Raw genomic sequence first — 1,750 nt, 5'->3', positions numbered from 1 at the left:
AGGGCTTGCCGGGAATCAACACGCTGATTTGATCTTGGGGTTGTCCGGGTCGAGGAACCTGGTGATGTCGGCTGGCGTGCGGAACCGGGCTGTCGAGGCGGGGATGTGGACGTCGTGGGCTTCCAGGAGTGGGCGGACGTCTTTGACAGCTCGACTGATGGTCATGGCCGTGGTGTCGAAGAGTTGCCCGAGGAGCTCCTGCAGACTGTGTTTTCGCAGGTAGAGGATGGTGACCAGGATCTGGTCGGCGGGGGTGAGGCTGGGCTTGCGGCCTGTGCCGCGGGCGACGCGGCGTGGTCCGCCGCGGGCTGCGTGGCGGGCTTGTTCGCGGTGCTCCTCCAGTTCAGGGATCAAGGTGTTGACCAGGTCGCTGAAATGCTGGCGTGTCATGCCGGTCAGCTCAGGGTGCTGCAGTTGATCGGGCATGAGCGAGTGAGAGCCGTCGGCTGGGGGCCGGTTGCACTGCAGGCGGTCCGGACGCGGTCGCTGGTCTGCGGGGTGGAGGGTGTAGTTCCAGTCTCCGTGGAAGCGATGCCGGATGATCGGCAAAGCAGCGATGGCCTCGTCGCTGATCAGGATGCCGGTGGGGTACTGACCGCTGTCGAGTTCGGCGTGCACGGTCAGGCCGGTGCGGCTGGTGGTCGCGGCAATGGTCTGGAGCATGACTTCATGGCTGGTCAGGGGCCTGCCGCGCCAGTTCAATGTGATGTGGGAGAACAGCCGGTGCTCGATCTTGTTCCACTTCGATGTGCCGGGCGGCAGGTGACACACGGTGATCTCCAGACCAGTCTCGCCAGCGAGGTCGGCCAGATGGGTCTTCCAGCCGCGGGCGCGGTAGCCGTTGGAGCCGCCAGCGTCGGCAGTGATCAGCAGCCTGCGGGCGTGGGGGTAGTCATGTCGTCCGCGGGCCTGCCACCAGCGGCGGATCGAGGCGACGGCGAACGCCCCAGTGTCGTGATCGGTGCCGATAGAGACCCAGCCGGTGTTCGCTGCCGTGTCGTAGATCCCGTACGGGATCGCCTTCTGTGCCTGGCCGGGAAAGTCGTGTGTCTTGACCTGAACGGGCTGCTGGGCGGGCCGCCACTCGTGTCCGGCGTTCTTGTAGTTGCCGATCAGTTCCTTCTTCTTGGTGTCCACGCTGATCACCGCATCTCCGGCGTCCCGGTGATCTCGTGCCTGCTCGTTGAGGTAGCGGAACTGGGCGTCCCGGTCCGGGTGCTGGGCACCTTCGACGGTCTTGGCGTTGGCCTGCAGGCTGAAGCCTTCCTCCCGCAACAGGCCGGCGACCGTGTCGGCGGAGACGCGATGACCCTGGCGGGTCAGTTCCGCTGCCAGGTTCCGGGTCGACTTCGTCGTCCAGCGCAGCGGCGACATCGGATCGCCCCGCTCGTCGGGCTCGACCAGTGCCAGCAGCGCAGGCCGCAGCCCCGCGTCCAGCTCACTCGCCTTCTTCCGGCCTCCGCCCGTACGGCGGACCCGACCCAACGGGCTCTGACCGGACTCCAGTTCAGCAACCCCGCGGGAGACCGTGCCTTCCCGCACTCCGGCCGCCCGGGCCACGAGCCTGATCCCGCCGTGTCCCAGCGACCGCGCCTCCGCCCCTATGGCCAGCCGGCGCTGACGCTCGTCGAGATGCGGTAACAGCGTCTCGAACTTCGCCGCCAGAACGGCCTCGATCCCCTCCGGTCTCCCCATACCACGACAACGATCCCCGGGACTGAAAGCCACGACTTGTTTCCCGGCAAGCCCT

The 1,750-nt window shown here is 66.9% G+C and carries 1 protein-coding gene; it reads right to left on the bottom strand.

Features of this window, described 5'->3' with window-relative positions; translation table 11 throughout:
* Nucleotides 1-15 precede the first annotated feature (15 nt).
* On the bottom strand, nt 16-1,695 hold the full coding sequence (locus tag ACFC8N_RS48865) for an ISAzo13 family transposase (RefSeq protein WP_376296102.1): 1,680 nt from the start codon (nt 1,693-1,695) through the stop codon (nt 16-18).
* Nucleotides 1,696-1,750 lie beyond the last annotated feature (55 nt).

It is taken from the genome of Streptomyces sp. NPDC055966 (assembly GCF_042269865.1).
GTDB lineage: Bacteria > Actinomycetota > Actinomycetes > Streptomycetales > Streptomycetaceae > Streptomyces.
This window is presented reverse-complemented; position numbering and strand designations above follow the sequence as displayed.

Bases quoted from the DNA above. Each gene is read 5' to 3' on its own strand.
- ACFC8N_RS48865 (WP_376296102.1), bottom strand. From the start codon at position 1,695: ATGGGGAGACCGGAGGGGATCGAGGCCGTTCTGGCGGCGAAGTTCGAG.